General features: G+C 53.5%; 18 protein-coding genes and 1 pseudogene. All 19 read right to left on the bottom strand.

Annotation, left to right across the window (positions count from 1 at the left end; translation table 11 throughout):
• Positions 1–21 precede the first annotated feature (21 nt).
• Positions 22–669 (bottom strand): tail assembly protein, encoded by a 648-nt coding sequence (locus tag HEM79_RS11745; protein ID WP_000741576.1) that lies wholly within the window; start codon positions 667–669, stop codon positions 22–24.
• Complete coding sequence (locus HEM79_RS11740; protein WP_176243099.1) at positions 567–1,310, bottom strand: C40 family peptidase; 744 nt, start codon at positions 1,308–1,310, stop codon at positions 567–569. The genes HEM79_RS11745 and HEM79_RS11740 overlap by 103 nt, the downstream gene beginning before the upstream one ends.
• A 5-nt stretch (positions 1,311–1,315) precedes the next feature.
• Entirely contained in the window at positions 1,316–2,014 is a 699-nt protein-coding gene (locus HEM79_RS11735; RefSeq protein WP_001152393.1) for a phage minor tail protein L, read from the bottom strand.
• A gap of 9 nt (positions 2,015–2,023) precedes the next feature.
• Positions 2,024–2,353 carry a phage tail protein gene (locus HEM79_RS11730; protein ID WP_000447253.1) on the bottom strand — a complete coding sequence of 110 codons (330 nt, stop codon included), beginning with the start codon at positions 2,351–2,353 and terminating at the stop codon, positions 2,024–2,026.
• Positions 2,353–5,418, bottom strand: a complete 3,066-nt coding sequence (locus HEM79_RS11725) for a phage tail tape measure protein (RefSeq protein ID WP_176243100.1) — start codon at positions 5,416–5,418, stop codon at positions 2,353–2,355. The genes HEM79_RS11730 and HEM79_RS11725 overlap by 1 nt, the downstream gene beginning before the upstream one ends.
• The gene (locus HEM79_RS11720) at positions 5,390–5,719 is read right to left on the bottom strand and encodes a phage tail assembly protein T (RefSeq protein WP_001161009.1); all 330 of its coding nucleotides are present in this window, start codon (positions 5,717–5,719) and stop codon (positions 5,390–5,392) included. Before HEM79_RS11720 ends, HEM79_RS11725 begins: the two co-directional genes overlap by 29 nt.
• Positions 5,720–5,727: 8 nt before the next feature.
• A complete protein-coding gene (gene gpG, locus HEM79_RS11715) occupies positions 5,728–6,114 on the bottom strand; it encodes a phage tail assembly chaperone G (protein WP_042029629.1) in 387 nt (128 codons plus the stop codon).
• Positions 6,115–6,174: 60 nt separating this feature from the next.
• Positions 6,175–6,918, bottom strand: coding sequence for a phage tail protein (locus HEM79_RS11710; RefSeq protein WP_000211128.1), 744 nt, complete (start codon positions 6,916–6,918; stop codon positions 6,175–6,177).
• A gap of 10 nt (positions 6,919–6,928) precedes the next feature.
• Complete coding sequence (locus tag HEM79_RS11705) at positions 6,929–7,330, bottom strand: phage minor tail U family protein (RefSeq protein WP_001079419.1); 402 nt, start codon at positions 7,328–7,330, stop codon at positions 6,929–6,931.
• On the bottom strand, positions 7,327–7,917 hold the full coding sequence (locus HEM79_RS11700) for a phage tail protein (protein ID WP_000677120.1): 591 nt from the start codon (positions 7,915–7,917) through the stop codon (positions 7,327–7,329). Before HEM79_RS11700 ends, HEM79_RS11705 begins: the two co-directional genes overlap by 4 nt.
• An 11-nt stretch (positions 7,918–7,928) precedes the next feature.
• Positions 7,929–8,204 (bottom strand): DNA breaking-rejoining protein, encoded by a 276-nt coding sequence (locus HEM79_RS11695; protein WP_001283158.1) that lies wholly within the window; start codon positions 8,202–8,204, stop codon positions 7,929–7,931.
• Positions 8,197–8,520 (bottom strand): DUF2190 family protein, encoded by a 324-nt coding sequence (locus HEM79_RS11690; protein WP_001097050.1) that lies wholly within the window; start codon positions 8,518–8,520, stop codon positions 8,197–8,199. Before HEM79_RS11690 ends, HEM79_RS11695 begins: the two co-directional genes overlap by 8 nt.
• A gap of 86 nt (positions 8,521–8,606) precedes the next feature.
• Positions 8,607–10,634 carry a ClpP-like prohead protease/major capsid protein fusion protein gene (locus HEM79_RS11685; protein ID WP_001360054.1) on the bottom strand — a complete coding sequence of 676 codons (2,028 nt, stop codon included), beginning with the start codon at positions 10,632–10,634 and terminating at the stop codon, positions 8,607–8,609.
• Positions 10,579–12,087, bottom strand: a complete 1,509-nt coding sequence (locus HEM79_RS11680; protein ID WP_023147435.1) for a phage portal protein — start codon at positions 12,085–12,087, stop codon at positions 10,579–10,581. Before HEM79_RS11680 ends, HEM79_RS11685 begins: the two co-directional genes overlap by 56 nt.
• Positions 12,087–12,299 carry a hypothetical protein gene (locus tag HEM79_RS11675; protein WP_001072975.1) on the bottom strand — a complete coding sequence of 71 codons (213 nt, stop codon included), beginning with the start codon at positions 12,297–12,299 and terminating at the stop codon, positions 12,087–12,089. The genes HEM79_RS11680 and HEM79_RS11675 overlap by 1 nt, the downstream gene beginning before the upstream one ends.
• Positions 12,296–13,417, bottom strand: a pseudogene (locus HEM79_RS11670) (terminase gpA endonuclease subunit); the annotation flags it as partial. The pseudogene HEM79_RS11670 and the gene HEM79_RS11675, both read right to left, overlap by 4 nt.
• A gap of 368 nt (positions 13,418–13,785) precedes the next feature.
• Entirely contained in the window at positions 13,786–14,067 is a 282-nt protein-coding gene (locus HEM79_RS11665; RefSeq protein WP_183082703.1) for a hypothetical protein, read from the bottom strand.
• Between the two features lie 2 nt (positions 14,068–14,069).
• A complete protein-coding gene (locus HEM79_RS11660; protein ID WP_000373413.1) occupies positions 14,070–14,555 on the bottom strand; it encodes a DUF1441 family protein in 486 nt (161 codons plus the stop codon).
• A 257-nt stretch (positions 14,556–14,812) separates the two neighbouring features.
• The coding region (locus HEM79_RS11655) for a phage major capsid protein (protein ID WP_172823397.1) at positions 14,813–15,307 on the bottom strand (495 nt) is incomplete at its 5' end.

The raw sequence follows: 15,307 nt of genomic DNA, 5'->3' as shown, positions 1-15,307 counted from the left end.
TTTCACATAAAACATTTTGCATCAGCGACCAATCACCACAACCTGACCACCATCCCCTTCGTCTGCCGTGCTGATCTCCTGAGAAACCACCCGCGACCCCACACGCATTTCACCGTACAGAACAGGCAAAACATTGCCCTGAGCAACCATGTTATCCAGTGAGGAAAAATAGGTGTTCTGTTTGCCGTTATCTGTACTGGCTGCCGTGGACGTCCTGGCTTTCGGTGCCAGCATCTGCGCCACACCGCCCAGGATCATACTGGCCCCTGCCGCATACATGCCCGATACAGCCGCGGCACCCAGCCAGCCCACAGGGTTCCACCATGCCACCGCAATCAACGCCGCCCCCAGCACCACCTGAAATACACCGCCACTTTTAGCTCCCGCCAGACGCGGCACGATATGGATCACGGCACCATTTGCCAGCGGCTCATTAAGACGGGCAGATAATTCGGTTTCACCTGCATCACGCCCGGCAATGCGCACCTGATACCAGCCGTCATTCAGTTTCTGACGAAACGCCGGGAGCTGTGTGGCCAGCGCCCGGATGGCTTCGGCCCCCGTTTTCACACGAAGGTCGATGCGGCGGCCAAATCGTTGCAAATCCCCGTAAAGGCAGATGCGTGCCATGCCCGGTGACGCCAGAGGGAGTGTGTGCGTCGCTGCCATTTGTCGGTATACCTCTCTCGTTTGCTCAGTTGTTCAGGAATATGGTGCAGCAGCTCGCCGTCACCACAGTAAATGGCGGCATGATTCGGCACCGATGAACCAAAACAGCACAGCAGCACATCGCCCGGCTGCGCCGCTGACAACGGCACCTGATACAGCCCTGTGGCCTCCAGATTATCCAGATAGAGATTCTGACCGTGACGCCACCAGTCATCCCCGCGATGAAAATCCGGCATCTCAATTCCCGCCAGATGGTATGCATCCCGGAACAGCGTGTAACAGTCCGTCACCCCGTGCTCAAAGCGCCGCCCGGTAAGATGTGGCACACAGCGGAACTTGTGAATCGCCCCGCGGCAGACCAGCCACCACGGCAAATAACTCTGCACCTGCAGCCGCCGGTCAGCCTCACTCAGCCAGGGCAGACCACCGGGGTGACTGTGGACCAGCGCCACAATCTCACCCTGCATTTCTGCCCGCAGCCAGTCCTCCGGAGCCATCCGGAAATACGCCTCCGGCTCACCGGAGATATTCACGCAGGGAAAATATCTTTCTCCCTCCGGCGTTCTCACCACGAAGCCGCACGACTCCGCTGGCGCACATCGCCGGGCGTGCGCCAGAATCGCTGATTCTGTCTCTGTCATGGGATTTACTGCGAAAGTTTGTTAATGGAAAGGTAACCGCCAAAGTTGCCGACGTTATTGCGAAACTTACAGCCGCTCAGGCATTTGCTGCATTTATCCTTCGTGATATCGGACGTCGGCTGGTCATATTCATCCGCGACAGCCGGACCGTTATAACCGCACTCATCACCGCGATAGGTCCAGGTGCAGGTGTTGGCCAGCATGATACGCCCCGGAAAAACAGCGCCATCCGTTTCCGTCGGCGTGGACAGTACAAAAGAAGCACTGACCGCACTCAGTTCACTGCACTGCTCGATGCGCCAGCTGCTGATCACCTCCTGCTCCGGGTCGGCATCACTGTTTCCGTTGACGAAGTTCACCGCATCCAGAAAACGGGCGTAAACCTTACGCCGGACCACCGTTCCGCCGACCAGACTCTGCAGATCTTCTGCCATACCGGTGACCATACCGTGCAGGTTAGAAACCGTCAGTGTCGGACGGGCAGCACTGCCCTTGCCGTTCAGTTCAAATCCTGTCCCCTGAATGGGGTATGCCTGATACTGCCGCCCCTGCCAGGTGACCGGCTCACCTTTTTCGTTCTGCTCATTACAGAAAAAATAACGTTCACCACCGACCTCTGTCAGATCGATTTCCCAGAGCACCACCTGGGCTGACTGAGTGAGGCGTGTCGTCTCATGATGTGTTTCCTGTGGAATATCCTGCATCAGAGCCTCCTATGCCACGACCTGTTCAAAATCTGCCGTTATGGTTACCCACAACGCCCCCACGCTTGCCGACCATTTACGACAAACCACCCTGATCGGCTTCCAGTCATAAGGTGGCGTCCACTGAAATGCGCGGACGCCACCGTGCCGTTCCAGAAAGGCTTTTAAAGATGGGTGTTCACATTTACGAACACGTATCGTCACGCTGTAAGTCGACAACTGGTTATTCAGTCCCGCCGCACGACGCTGTTCATAACCATCGCCCAGCTTCACTGTCACCACTTTCGGCTCTGATACCACATTCATATCCGGGCGCACTTTCCAGTGAAACGTCTCCATTACCGATATGCTCCACTTAACCGACCACCATCACGGGCCTGCTGTTGCATAAAGTCCGCTGCCGCTTTTTTCCCAAGGTCATAAACCACCTTCAGGGCAGCCGGACCTATCTGCCCGTTCGTGCCATCGTTATTGATCTCGATGTTGTACTGCGGGGCAAACATCGCCATACCTGAACCACCAATATCCGCCACAACCCCCAGCTTACCGTCAGCACCACGACGCAGTGGCAGAATGGCTTCAGGTCCAGCTTCCCCCATCACACCCGCGCCTTTTGCAAAAGCAAAAAACGTCGGACGGTTAACCACCGTGCCACTGTAGCGACTCAAATCAGCAGACTGATAAATCCCCCCATTGGCATTCAGGGAAAGGCTGCTGAGATCAAATCCCAGTACACTGCCAATCCCTTTTATCGATTTCATCATGGTTGCCTGCGCCAGGATTTTCGCCATATCTGACAGCACAGAAGAGGTGAAGGATTTGAAATTGAGTTTGCCGGTAGTGACAAAAGTTGCCAGGCCATTTCCCATGTTGCTGAAGGCTGACGAGAACACCTGTTCTGCTGTTCCTGCCGTATTATCTGCATCCACGGTAAAATCCTGAAATGCACGCAGGACTCCGTTTTTCCAGTTACCCTGCACAACTTCAAGCTGTTGCCAGTAACGGCGATTCTCATTCAGTTGTCGGTTCAGGCTCTCCGTCAGCGCCTGCTCGGCCTTTCTGTAGTCATCCGTGTTATATGTCCCTTTCTGCTCACTATCCCGCCTCAACTGCTCCAGCTGTTGCTGGTATTTCTGGCGAAGACTCAGTTGTACCTGATATCGCTGCCGCTGCTGATCACCCATACCCACCGTGGCGATATCCAGGTCATGTTGCTGACGCTGAGCGCGCTCTTCTTCAGTCAGTTGACTGGTCAGCTGAATTGTTTTTTTCTTCAGCTCGTTGAGTGCCGTCTGTTTCTGAAGCTCCTGCTGTTTTACATCCAGCAGCGTCAGTGCCTGAATCAGTTCATCTTTACGGGCCAGCACACTCTTTTCATCTGCCGTCAGTTTTTTCCCGTCCAGGTCGCTGATGCGCTGCTGCAGAGCCAGAAGCTGTTTATGCGCTTCTGTCATCCTTTCCGTGGCAATGCCTGCTGACTGTCTGGCAGCAGCAATCTGTCCTTCCACCTGTGCCTGTTGCTGACTGTACTGCAGCAATAACCGGGTGGCCTCATCATTACGGGTTTCGCGTGTTTTTTTCTTACCGGATGCCAGGGCTTTCTCGTAACGTTCATTTTCACGTTGTATCGCCGCATCCCTGACAGCCTGATCGGCGTACTGCATGGCATTAATACGCGCAATTTCACGCTGATGTCGTGCTGCTTCCGTTTCATTCATCCGGTTCAGTGCAGCATTTTCAGCATTACGGCGTTTCTGTTGCTCCTGATAATTCCGCTCTGCCTGCTCTTTTGCATCCTGCAAATCCTTCTGGCGTTTTTTCTCCTGAAGCTCGTTAAGACGCTGCTGATCGTACTCAACCTGAGAAGATGATGCCGTCCAGGGGAGTCTTTTCGCCCGCGACACTTTCTCCTGTAAAGCGGAAATCTGTTCATCCAGCGAGTCTTCACGACCAATATTCATGGCCGCATCCCAGAACTGCTTCCACCAGTCAGACAAAGTTTGCAGCGTACTGCCCAGCGCATTGAGGTTATTATCAATATCCGCAGTACGCCGACCGGTTTCCTCTGCCAGTGCAGACATGGCTATCCGTGCCGCATCACTGGACCGCCCCTGCTCTCCAAGGACGCGTATCTGCTCAAGCTGAGTGGCAGTAAGAAAATGCAGCTCATTGTCCAGAGACTTCGCGGCATTTACAGGATCATCCTTCAGCCGCTTAAACTGATTTATGGTATCGCTGACCGACTGGCCAACCGATCGCTCCATCTGTGCGGCAGCTCTCGCCACCATACCGATATCGTTTCCACGAAATGCACCACTCCCCACCACCTGAGCCAGCGCACCGGCTGCAGCATGTTGCGTGATACCATTCCCGGAAATAGCACGACTGAGCGTCCACAGCTGCCCGGCAGTGACTCCGGCATAATGCCCCGTCAGCGACAGCTGGCGGTTAAATTCTTCCCCCTCCTTCTGACCGTCATACCAGGCTTTACCCAGACCATAGACAGCCGCGGCAATACCGCCAATAACCCCGCCAAGCATCATGCCTTTCGGTGACATCAGTGTGTCTATCCACCCGGCACGGTTAGCCAGCGTTATTCCGGATCCCCTCAGCGCACCTAAATTTCCGCGGGCCAGTTCACCTATCAGAACGCCTATCTCCTGACGGGCCGCTGCACTTTTCAGCCCCAGCGAATGCGTGGCTTTTCCTGCCTGCTCCATTTTGCGGATATACACTTCTGCAGCACTGCTTACCCCCAACTGGGCAGCCTTAGCACGAAGCAACTCAGAAGAAGAAAGATTCTGGCGGGTTGCCTGCTCTTTAAGCTGACGGATAAACGCCACTTTCTGTCGGGTAGCCTCTTCCTCAGCCTGTGTAAGAACACGGGTTTTCGCCGTAACCTCAGAAATCAGCGCCAGATAATCCTGCTGACCAATCCCGCCACTGTTTCTGGCCTGTCGGATCTGCTGCTGAATACGCTGTAATTCCTGCAGACCCGCACTGGCCTGTTTCACACTGTCAATCTGACGATAAAACGCAGCAGCCGCTTTATCCTGAGCCTCCGCCAGAGCCATGGCCTGCGCCTGTTCCTCGCGCATTTTCTGGCTCAGCGCCTCCATGCGCTGGCGGGTTTTCTCCACCTCGCGGGCCATGCGTTCATGAGCCTGTGCGTTCTTCTCCACCGTCTGCGCATGGACGGATGCGGCTGTTGCAGCCGAAGACGCCGCCTGCGTTGTCTGCCGGGCGGCCTGAGTCTGACGCTCCATAAAACGCTGCATACGGGCAGAAGACCGTTCTGCATCGCTGGCTGCACCATTCAGAAGGTTTTTGATACGGGGGATTTCATTTTTAAACTCTGCCGCATCAATCCCCAAATCAATGACCAGGTTGGCTATCTGGTCCATAACGCACACCTCCGGAAATACCTTCCCCAAGATGCATCAGTTCTTCGTCCGTTCGCTCCGGTATCCCGTTCTCTTCCGGTAAAAGGCTGAAATCAGCCACCGCAGCATCACTGCTGCCGGACACCATTCTCACGATCAATGCCTTCAGCGAGGCAAACTGCGCATCCATCCACACATCACTGAAGCTCTGCATCCGGAAATAATCGCCCCACTCACCAAGCTCAGTGGCCGACATTTCCGACAGCATCCGCCGCCAGTCTGCCCGCCGGAACTCCCGGGCAAGCCGCATGACAAACTGCATTTCCCGCGTCAGGACTTTTCCGGCGTCAGCGCCTCATGCTCATCATCCCCGGCATTCTCAATGGCCCCCATACCGCTCAGCGACAGAACCATCTCCGCCCCCGCACCCAGGGCATCATACGACCATGTTGTAATAACGGATGCGCAAAGCGTCTCTACATCCTTAGACTGATCCGCATTCCACAGTGAGCGGGAAACCAGCCAGGCATTGATATCCATCCCCATCCGCAGAAAAGCAATCTGTCGTTCAGCCTCCGGCAGTTCTCCCTCACCGGCATCAAACTTTGCCGTTCGCTGCTGAACAAACGCCAGATATTCAATTCTCTGCAGCCCGGACAGCTCACTGAGCACCACGGACTGTTTTTCATAATTAAACGTGCCCTGTTTCAGAAACATCATGTTCTCCACCTGCAAAAAAGCCCCGGATAGCCGGGGCAAATGATGAGTATCGTCCTGTTAACCTGCGGCGCTGACAGTCACCGCAGCCACAGCCACAAAATTCCCGTCAGCGGTCATGCCCACAATGCTGACACTGCCCTGCTTCACGCCTTTCACCGTGGCTACAAGCCCGTTCAGGGTCACCGTGGCAGTCTGTGGATCTGACGAATGCACACTGATCGCTTTGTCACTGGCTCCGTCAGGTTTTACTGTAAAGGTCAGCGTGGTGGTTGCTCCCACTTTTACACTGGCAGATGCCGGTGCCACCGTCAGCCCGGTAACGCTCACTGTTTCAGTGCCTTCCTCTGCCAGATACGGACGCCCCACACCGCTGATTTTCACAGTGCGGGTCATCACGTCTTTTGAGGCAATGGTTTTACCCAGTGAACTCAGCCAGCCACGGAAAACATCAACAGTACCGTTGGGATATTTGATACGAAACGCGCAGACTTCACCGGAGTCGAACAACTGAACCAGTTTTTTCTGCCCGCTGTCACCCGGACGCCAGGCCAGCGTCGCCGAAGTATCACCGACTGATTTCTGCCCCTGGGTTGTCGTTTTCCAGTCTGCATCTTCATCATCGAGATAAGTATCATCTTCTGCATCAGCGGTCATTTCGCCAGGTTGCAGATCCTTCACCATCGCAAGACGCAGCCAGTCAGTGTCCGACAAAGGGTTCGCAAATGCGTCGCCGTTGCCGGTATACATCCAGAACGTCGTCCCCGCACCTTTCGTCTTTGCCAGTGGATTTGGTGTGGTCATTGCCACCTCCTTAATTCGTGTACGTGATCTGGTACGTGATTTCCGCCATCGCCCAGGTGGCCATCTCATTATCACGTTGATAGTTAAAACCGAGTGGGATCAGGGTGTCGATGAGTCCGGAAAGTGCCGGTACATCATTCAGGGCCGGGAAAATGGTGCTCTCCATCCACATATCCAGCTCTGAATCCGGTGCCTGTGCCCGGATGAAGACAGCAATATGCAGAACAGCCTGCCAGTCATCTTCATCCGTCATTTTTCCGGTGTACTGAGCATCACTCAGCCACACCGCCACGGCAGGCAGTTCCTGCGCATCAACAAATGCCGGAAGCCCGTCAAAAAACGTGGCGCTGTCTCCACACTGTTCCCGAAGGCGTGCCAGTACGACCTGGCGGATTTGTGTATGTCGGTTCATCGGGTCAGCCATAACCTCAGTTGTTGTTTCAGTGCATACCCCAGCTGTTTCGGCATTTCCGCAGCAATGATGCGGTCGCGGGCATCTTCAAATGCCTGTGTCAGCGGTCCGGACAGCGGGATTTTCACTACCTCCACAGGAAGACGATTTTTTCTTGGCCTGCCCTGATGGTCATGCCCTGTTGCAAAACGCGCTTCAGGAAGACGCCTCAGAACATGCCAGCGGCCATTCGCCAGTTGCTGAACAAATGCCCCCCGGAAAAAGTATTTTCCCACTCTCAGTCCTTCACCAGCACGCCGCCGTGTTGTGTTCAGTTTGATGGCGGGCAGATTGCCCCGGTTAACGCGGATCCTGGCCGTCATTTTTCCTGACGGACTGGCTTTAAACACCCGGACACGCTGACGTACCAGTTTCAGGGGGATCCCTTTCACCTGGTTATCTCCCGCAACGGTATTCCCGGCAACCTGCCGGGTGGCAACCGAGACCGCTTTCTGTGCCACACGGTTTATCGCCCATGCGCTGGCCTGTGGCACCATACGGGTATCAAGGCTGTTCAGATTGCGGATGGCATTCTCAAGCCCCTTCATCCCATACCTCTTTACTCAATAAAGATCATTGGCTTACCGTTAAAGCGTTCATGCCGTGTGACCGTCCATTGTTGTCCGTCATAAACAACGCGATCCCCGCGCCGTGGGCGGTATCCCGAAGAAAACACCACCAGAGAGACCGCAGGTCCGGACAGAGCATTCAGCTCTGCCAGTGTTTCTCCCGGGATCACAGTCATATCGACATCATTAATCGAGGCTGTCTTTCCCATCTTTCTGACCGTGATCGCATCCATACGCGCTACCAGCCGGGAAAAGGGATCAGACATTGAGTTTTACCGGCACTTCTTCTGCACTGGTTCCGGCATCTGCCCAGACAACCCCGACCAGCGGATCAGAGCCGCTGTTAGTCAGCTGAACTTTTCCGGACTTCAGATAAACCTTCTTACCCGTTTTCATGTCATCCGTTTTCAGCTTAGGCAGCATAAACACACCTTCGGTCATGCCGTCGCCTGTTTCACCCTGTGGAATATCGGTCAGCGCCACCGCAAAAACATCACCCACCTGCACCAGATCTCCGCTGCTGATGGCTGCACTGGCAACAATCGCCACCGTTTTTCCTTCTTCTACAAAATTCTTTGCCATAACTGTCTCCGCACAGCCCCATTCAGGGGCTGATTTCAGGTACAAAAAAAGCCCTTACGGGCCATCAGAGTTGTTGTCTGCGACGTTTACGCCGTACATTTCACCAGACCGCGGTGATCAACTGGCGCGACACCGGCGTCAATACGCACTTTCGTTGTCACGCCATCCACACTGAAGCCCTCCATCTGATCAATATATGGCGTATCCACACCGTTGAGATAAGCCACTTCAATCGTATCGGAGCCTTTTGACGCAGCCAGGTAGAAGGTGGTCTGGCTGTTATCATCAAGACGAGGCTCTGCAATAACGGTCGCAAAATCTTTCACCGGGTTAATAATACCGGCGTTAATGTCAGCCCCCTTGACACTTGAGGAGCGAATGACCTGGTTAGCAACAGACTCCATCGCCGTCGGTACCAGTACGAACGCAGGACGAATATTCAGATGACGCTCCCCCTCTTTCTGAACGCGCATCAACTGGCGGGCTTTATCCAGCGATGCCACGTCCATTGCAGCGCTCTCCAGTACGTTTGCATGTTTCGCTTTATCGAACAGACTTACATTATCTGTGGAGATTTTCGGGTTAGACGTCAGAATGGCATAAACCAGATCGGCAATAGTGGATTTCGCCGCACGGCCCAGTTTCATCGGGACATCGGTCAGCATATTCAGATCATCATTGATAATGGCCTGACGGGTGATACTGAACAGCTCGCCATAGGTCGCCAGTGCAATAGTGGCCTGTTTATCTCCGGTGGTGACGTATTTATATTCCGCCCCTTCACGCACCTGACGCAGAGCACTGAAGCCCCCCATACCCACACGATGGGCAATTTTAAAATCAGACAACTGACCTTTCCGCGTCCACTGTTCATAGGTTTCAGGGGCATCTTCCCAGCCCTGCAAAATGGCTTTGTTCGCAACATCCAGCAGAATATTACCGAAGTCAGACGTACTGTGTGTGAACGCCGCACCGACCATCTGCATCGGGTTATAACTGGAAACCCCAATACCCCGTTCAGTCAGTGACATACGGGCATATTCACGCAGGGTCATCCCGTTGTAGACATTATCACGTTCGGTTTTTTCAAATCCGGCACGCGCCATCAGCGCCTGGCGGATCCCGTCCCCCACAAAATTACCGTTACCGGCATAAATATGAGCCGGGGTATTTTTATTGGATGGCGTGGACTCGCGCCCCATCTCGTTCAACAGCTTTTCGCGGGCCTGCTCCAGCGAACATTCAGGATCGGCAAGACACTGAGCCTGCAGTGTCTGATAACGCCCGCCAAACATGGCAAACAGATCATTAATACCGTTTACACGCGCTTTTTGCTCTGCCAGTACCTGCGCACGGATACTGTTTTCATCCACCACGGGTGCTGCTGCCTGCACTGGCGTCCGGGAGGCTGCAGGTTCATCATCCTGTACGCGTGGAGCACTGTTGCGTGGCGGAGTAATCATGTTTCGAATGGATTCCGGCATCTTTTTAAATTCCTCTGTACGTTTTGACTGAATACATGCCATTGCCTTAACGGCTGGCGTTACCTGATCAGCAAATCCATGTGCCAGACATTCGGCACCGGACATCCAGGTCTCATCCGCCAGCATGGCAGCAATTTCATCGGTGGTTTTCCCGGTTTTCTGTGCATAAGCGGGTAACAGAACCGCCTCAACCTTATCGAGCAGGTCGGCATAGGTGCGCATGTCCTCCGCATCACCGCCCGTAAAGCCAAATGGTTTATGAATCATCATGAAGGTGTTTTCCGGCATAATGACCGGGTTTCCCACCATCGCAATGACCGACGCCATTGACGCCGCCACACCGTCGACATAAACGGTAATGGACGCACCATGTGTTTTAAGCGCATTAAAAATGGCGATGCCTTCAAAGACATCGCCACCCGGTGAATTAATATGGAGATTAATGTGGGTGATATCGCCCAGTGCATTCAGATCACTGATAAACTGCTTCGCTGTAACACCCCAGAAACCAATCTCGTCATAAATATAAATATCCGCGTCACTCTGGTGACCAGCCTGCATCCTGAACCAGGAATTATTCTTCGGACTGGTCGTCGGTGTGCTGCGGCTCCTGTCGTTTCGTTGCGGCACTGCTGCCTCCTTTATCACTGGCCGGATCGGTATCAAATACCAGATCCAGCTTGCGGTTTTCATCAATTTCGGCCTTGCGCCGACGTTTGACATCATCCGGATTACGACCACCAGCACGTACCCAGTCTGATTCTGTCGCCGCTCCACCACGAATCTGGATTTTCCAGGCCTCAGCCTCCTTAACAGGGTCAATCCACGGCATCACCGGTCCGGAATACACCGCGGTATACAGTGAAGAACGGTCAAGATCGCGGGGTAGCCTGATAACACCGGATGCCACAGCCTGTTTCAGCCAGGCACGATACATCGGGCGGGTGACGGCACCAATAAACCAGTCCTGCAGGATCAGGTAGCCATCAGTAGACTCAACCAGTTCCTGACGCTGGGCGCTGTAAGTGCCGTTATAGTTGCGTGCCGTACTGGAAAAACTCAGACGACTGCCCGCCGCCACGGCACGCAACTGACCATTACGAAAAGTTTCAAGGTTAGGATTGGGACGATCCGACTTCACCATTCCGATTTCTTCGCCGGGTTTCAGATCGTCGTAAATAATGCCTGGCTGAATGGTAAGCTCGCGTTCATTCTCCTTGCTGCCATTACCATCCGGTTCATAGCTCTGCCCGTCGCCTTTCCGGATGTACATCCCCAGAGCAGCGGCGATCCTTGCTGCAGTCAGCTCATAATCTTCATAATCTTTCAGGGCACTGAGGCGGATCAGCACACCGGACAACAAAGACGTCCCGCGCATCTGGTGCAGACGGCGAACAAATTTAAGATGCAGCATTCGCTCTGCATCCACTTCTTTGGTTTCCATCTGCCGTCCGGATACGGGACGGCTTTTATACACCAGATATTTTTCGGGACGCCCCCAGTCATCAACAAACACGCCCTGATTCAGCCTGTTGCTCTCATCACTGGTCATGGGAATAAAGTCTGGCTCGAGCGCCTCCAGCCAGAAATGAACACCGGCAGAAGGCGTCAGGCTGTTTATGCGCCCGGAAACCATCTGGGCAAACACCTCACCATCGCGCAGCCAGGTACGCAGCATCAGACGTTCCAGCATCGGACGGGTAAACTGCCCGGTGACTTCCGGGCTGACAGACCATTCACTCCATCGGGTGCGAATCTCCGCTGCCAGATCACGGGCAATGGCCCCATTGCGTAATACCGGATGTGGCTCGACAATAATCCCGTTTTTCCCCACCACCCGTTCTTCCAGCTTGTCAAATACACCAATAACCAGATCGTGGTTGTTATCAAGGTAACGGGCCTGCTCACGTAACGACACGGCCCCGTACTGGCTTAACTGGTCGGCAGTTCGGTTTTCCCGCCGGGCTTTGTGTGTCCGCGTCGTTTTTACGGCCTCATAAGCCTGGATCACCGCACGGGAACGCAGCCTTGCCGCTTTCCATCCTGGTGAAAAAACGCCAATCACATCATCAAGAATTGCCATCAGAACCTCGCCAGCCGGTACCCGGGATGCCCCCGTCGTCGTGTAATCAGAGCCGCAAGGCGGCGCTCCCACTCCTGCCGTCCCTGCCGGATCTCAGATAAGTTTTCCATGGTCATCTGCTGACCATTAAAAGTGACGGATTTTCCGTCCAGCACCGCCATTTCAGCTTCCGTATAACGCTGAATCATGGCTTCGATATCATTCTGGTTCATAACCATCCTCCGGAAGTCAGCCAGGGGTTAACATCGTCAGTTACTGTTTTCTTCCGTTTTTGTTTTTTAACAGGCGTGGATACCGGTTCCGGTGAGGGTGACGGTTCGGTACTGTCCGGGACACACTCCAGCCAGGTTTCCCGGCTCGCCCACTCCGGTGCATCCGGCCAGCGGATCTTTTCGTATCCATGCAGAATGACCAGAGCCTCGGCATACACCATCAGGTCAAAGGCTTCGTTGGCACCGCGACCCGGCTTACTCCATTTCCCGTCACTGCTCCGCTCTTCATACGTCAGTTCGTCGTAAAACCAGCTCCCCAGCCAGTCAGGGAAATGCACATAGCCTGGACCTGGCGAGTCACGCCATAACGCGTTATTCACCCGGTCTTTCAGGGCATCCGTCTGAAGAAGCCAGAGCGGCACATCACCTGCGGCCTGCGCCCGTCGGCCCGTTCGTCCGGTGTTATCAGGGAATGTACGGGTGATCAGTTTTGCGCGCCGGATGCTGTCGCCCTTAAACAGGTAAATACGTTTACCAAGTCCATCACGACGGCAACGACGCCAGAATTTATAGGCATTATCAGTGACCCCGTCTTCACCGCCGGAGTCCACCGCCATTGCCATCAGTCGCATTTGTTGAGAAGGATCGGAGGCCAGCGGCCAGCTTTTATGAAAAACATCCGTCAGCAGGACATCCCAGTCTTCCGGATAGCTGGCCGGATCAATTCGCTGGCTCTCCCCGTCGCTGTCACCGCGCAATGACTGCGTGATGTTGTAACGATCAATAATCCAGCGTTCGCCACGGCTGCCATAGCCCGTTACCTGAACCACAAAACGGCGATGACGTCCCGCCTGCACATCCACTGTCGCCACAAGGAAATTAACGCCATCCGGCACACTGCGGGAAGGAACTGGCTCTGCCCGCTGCTCAAGCAGTTCACTTTTTCGTTGCTCCATGCTGGCGCGGGGAAGATAAGGTAATCCCCAGTCGGTATTGATAACCGTCTTGAGTGTTTCTTCACTTCCGGTTGTCTCGTATTCCTGTTCTGCAGTAAGCAGTTTGTAAACGAGTTGCGAGAGTGTCTGGTAAGCAGCTGCCGGACCCTCCATCCAGGAAGAAGTAAATAAAAGGTAACTAAATGATTATAAGGTACTATTGAGTTATGCCCCCTACAACATAGTCCCAGATTTAGTACCTGCTTAAGCGATAAAAAAGCCAAAAAGGAAGCAATATTAATTATTGCCGCTATGCATGATCACAATGACAAATCAGAGGCGGAATTCCGCTCTCGGAACTCACATATGAGAAACGATATTTCTTCCACCGATACCCTTTATTTGGGTATCGCGAGTAAGCCCCAAAATCTGGGTGTTACTCTTACTACCCAAACTACGGGTAGTTTCCGTAGTTTCATAGTCGAGTTGCAGATCTGCAACTCGCCACCAGTTGCTAAGTGCATTTTTGCACTTTCGATAATATCAACCAGTTACCGCCGTAAGTGCTCCGGCTTCCTCCACTGGTAAGTATTTTTCGCGCTCTCCCTCCGTTGTTGAGAACGGCGACGGTATGCCAGCAACTCAAGAACTCTGGTTCGTATGTTGCGCATATCAACGCCGTTAAGCTCAATACCTTCACGGCGCATCACCTCAGCCACCACACGCGCGTAATTTTCAGCGGTGACTGTATCCGGCTGCGCGGCCTGTTCGTCAGCCAACTGGCTGATTCCACCAGCACAGCGGATTAATCGCAGTATTTCAGATTCGGTCATTATCATGCCTGTTTTGCGACCTCATTCACTACGTCATTTTTTACCATCCGGCTGATAATCTGATTACGCAAATCGTCAATAATTGACTGCACTCTGTTTACTGCCATCGGTTTAAGCCCGGCATCACGTGCCAGAATATTGGGGAGTTTTGCCAGTTCCTCGCTTACGATTTCCCCCCATATAGCCATCTCTTTTCGCACATCATCGGCGGGTATGAGTTGCGCCGTTTCCTGTTCGAACTTGAGGCGCTCACGTTCGGACTGATACCAGGCCTTACGGTCATGTGGCTCCATTTCTTCCAGTGATGCCGGAACGGGAAGATCAAGAAAACAGGTCAGAATGTCAGTCACCCGATAGAGTTTTAGCTTGTCATGCCCTCCGGCTGGCTGGATGTTTTTCAGCCTTGCCGCCGCAGTCTGACGACATATTCCCGCTATCGCCGCCAGTTGATTAATGTTCAGCATCAGATTTTTCAGTTCTCGATCCATACCCGCTCCAGAATGTTTTAAACATGCATCTTGCGAACAACTTTCAGAAGAGGTCAAAAAATGCGCTATATGTTGAGCATAAAACAAGCAAAATTAACATACCAAAAATAAAAACACTTAAAATTCAATATCATAGAAAGATGATGATGACGAATGAAAATGCAAAAACTAGCCTTTTTCCGCGCCGCTCCCGCCCCGTGGCAGACCACCCCACCGGGAGGACCCGTAAAAAAAGGCGGCTATCGCCGCCCTTGTTGTCATGCTCCACTCGATTTCAGTAATCCGCGATAGTCGAGGGCCGCGACACCTGCATCTATGCGCACCTTCCAGGCGACGCCATCAACAGTAAAGCCCTCCTGCTCCTCAAGATATGGCGTATCAATACCATCAAGATAAGCGACCTCTATCGTGTCCATACCCTTCGCCGCTGCCACATACCACTCCTTGTTATTGGCTTTATCAAGACGTGGCTCAACGATTACCTCCGCCATATCTTTCACCACGTTAATGATGCCGGGGTTCTGATTGATAGTGCCCACGCCATCAACCGGAAAGAGTGATGACGATGACAGAATGGCGCGATGTGCGGCAGACTCCAGCGCGGCGGGGACCAGGACAAATGCGGGGGTAATATTCAGCGAATCGCCGTTAGCGTCTTCCTGGAGGCGCATCAGCTTACGGGCTTCGTTAAGCCCCTCCATGTCCATATCCTTCGCAATAAGATTTTTATGATCGGCATGGAATAACGCTTT

It is taken from the genome of Escherichia sp. 93.0816 (genome assembly GCF_013368855.2).
Lineage (GTDB): Bacteria > Pseudomonadota > Gammaproteobacteria > Enterobacterales > Enterobacteriaceae > Escherichia > Escherichia ruysiae.
This window is presented reverse-complemented; position numbering and strand designations above follow the sequence as displayed.